Origin of the sequence: Nocardia barduliensis, from assembly GCF_013315795.1 — a bacterium.
Taxonomy (GTDB): domain Bacteria; phylum Actinomycetota; class Actinomycetes; order Mycobacteriales; family Mycobacteriaceae; genus Nocardia; species Nocardia barduliensis.
In genome coordinates this window covers 1-2,099 of the sequence record NZ_JABLTE010000243.1, presented here as the reverse complement: position 1 = coordinate 2,099, position 2,099 = coordinate 1, and the positions used below count along the sequence as shown (strand labels likewise).

Annotated in this window: 3 protein-coding genes; 2 read left to right on the top strand and 1 reads right to left on the bottom strand. The window is 68.8% G+C overall.

Features of this window, described 5'->3' with window-relative positions; genetic code table 11:
• A partial coding sequence (locus HOV91_RS38940; protein ID WP_217441610.1) for a hypothetical protein occupies positions 1-915 on the bottom strand: 915 nt, incomplete at its 3' end.
• 246 nt (positions 916-1,161) lie between these two features.
• Here HOV91_RS38940 and HOV91_RS38935 point away from each other — a divergent pair.
• Together HOV91_RS38935 and HOV91_RS38930 are read left to right on the top strand one after the other, a co-directional pair.
• The gene (locus HOV91_RS38935) at positions 1,162-1,395 is read left to right on the top strand and encodes a hypothetical protein (protein ID WP_174190166.1); all 234 of its coding nucleotides are present in this window, start codon (positions 1,162-1,164) and stop codon (positions 1,393-1,395) included.
• Positions 1,392-2,096, top strand: coding sequence for a hypothetical protein (locus HOV91_RS38930; RefSeq protein ID WP_174190165.1), 705 nt, complete (start codon positions 1,392-1,394; stop codon positions 2,094-2,096). The genes HOV91_RS38935 and HOV91_RS38930 overlap by 4 nt, the downstream gene beginning before the upstream one ends.
• Positions 2,097-2,099 lie beyond the last annotated feature (3 nt).

Here is a 2,099-nt window from a genome sequence, read left to right as displayed (position 1 = left end):
GTGTCGGGCCTGGCTCGGTTGGGGCGGCGGTGTGCGGCGGGCTGCCCGCCGCCGTCCTCGTGGCATCGGTTCGGCGGGTTCGATGGCAGGGCGATGGTTGTTGCTGGGCAGCGCGTTCAGAACGCGGGTCTCGGTGGTGCTGGCGTCTGCGACGTCGTGGGCGCGTTCGGCCAGCCACGCCACGAGTCGCGCTTCGGCGCGTTGGCGTCGTTTGCGCAGCGCCCAGTGCGACTCGCCGCGGGCGTCGGCCACGGTGTTCAGCGAGCGGTGCTCCCACCGGGTGAGGACGATCAGCTCGGCGGCCTCGGCGGTGATGACCCCGTCGGTGACGGCGAGGGCGAGAACGGTCTCGGGGTGACCCGGCGCGGTCGTCATCACCCGCCCGTCCTCGGCGAACAGGTCGGTGTCGTGGTCGGCGACCGACTCCGTGGTCGAGTCCAGTTGGCGGGCGGCGCTCATCGCGGCGCGGTAGCTGGCCCACCGCAGCCGATGCCACACCCCGGGCGGATTCAGCCGGACCCCTTTGAGGTGGGCGAGGAATCCGGCCAAGACCTCGGACTCGATGTCGTGGCGGCGCGGGCTGGCGGGCGCGGCAAACAGACCGGCCGTGCCCGCGAGCATCGGCATCGCCAAGGTCACGCACACCAACGTCGCGTCCTCGCCGTAGGCGCGGGACCGCTCGATCAGCCACACCCAGATCGCGTCGACCGCAGCGGTCGGCAGCGCCGGATCACGCAACAGCGCGCGTAACTCCTGCCACGACTCGACGGGGCGTGCCTGCGGTTGCGGTACCGGTCGCGGGTCGGTGGGCAACCGGTACGCGGCGATTGATTCGAATGGTGAGGCCGCCACCACCAAAGGCGAGGACACCACCCCCCATTCCGGTGAAGTATTCCTGTACTTCGATTCCGTCACCTTGTGCTCCCTGCTAGATGGAAAACGCGGAAGATTCCGACCCGACAAGGACACCGGACGCCCACCCCCAAAACACCCCGAGAACATCCCCAAAACACCCCCGCGCCACATTCGGAGCACCCCCACGACACCCCCACACGAGCAGGCGAACCCCGGGCACACAATCGCAGCAGACCGGCTACAGCCAGCGCGTAACGGCGTCTACCGGGGGTTGTGTGTGGGCGGAGGTGTTTTGGGGGCGTTTCGGTGGTGGTCGATATCAGCAGTGGCAACTATTCGGATATCGGTAAAAAAATATTCATCGCGATCGGCCGCGACAACGCTGCGCGTTTTCGTGGGCGGCGGTTCCCACGATCTGATCCGGAGCCGCTGAAAACTCGCGCGAACAAATTTCGAGCAGGGGTGTCCAAAAATGGCGTTTTCGGCGGGATTAGTTATGTAGAGACAGTTTTCTCTCACCGTCAGGAGCGACTCCCATGACCGCGAAATCTCGTCAGCGTCCGTCCCGGACCACCACCGCCGCCCGCGCCTCGGACCCGGTGGTGCCCTCGACCCTGTGGGCAGCCGGGACCGACCCGCTCGATCCCGGTGACCGCTGGCCCGCCCCGATCGTGTCCCGCGCGGTGGGCGAGTTCACCGCGCCGGGCGGACGGGTGTTGTTGATCGGCTGGCCCACACCGGCGGCTCGTGGTGGCCTGCACGCGATAGCGGCGGACACGGCGGCGGCGTGCGCGAGCGTGTCGGCCTTGGGCCGTACCGCCCACCACGATCCCGAACCCGACCCGGGCACCGACTCCGATGGGCCGGTGGATCTGGTTCTGGTGAGTTTGCTGGCTGATCACCCCGACCCGATGGCCGCCGCCGAACAGATCGCCGCGCTCGCGGTGGAGCGGATAGCGGCAGGCGGGTTACTGGTCGTGCTCGCGCGCTGCCGTCACAGCCGCTGCGGTGTGCTGATCGATCCGGCCGGTGTGGTGGTGGCCGCCGCGCAGGCCGCCGATCTGCTCTACCTCCAGCACATCATCGCCGTGCCCGTCACCGGCACCACCATCACCGCCACACCGCCCGCCGACGCACCCGACTCGGGCGCCGATCGGCATCCGGTCGCGCACACCGTCGCGCACACCGATGTGTTCGCGTTCCTGCTGCCCCGCTGCGACGAGCCCCTCCCGCCGCAGTAACAC

What these genes read in the sequence shown, in the direction of transcription:
- HOV91_RS38930 (WP_174190165.1), top strand. Translation starts at nt 1,392, where the DNA reads ATGACCGCGAAATCTCGTCAGCGTCCGTCCCGGACCACCACCGCCGCC.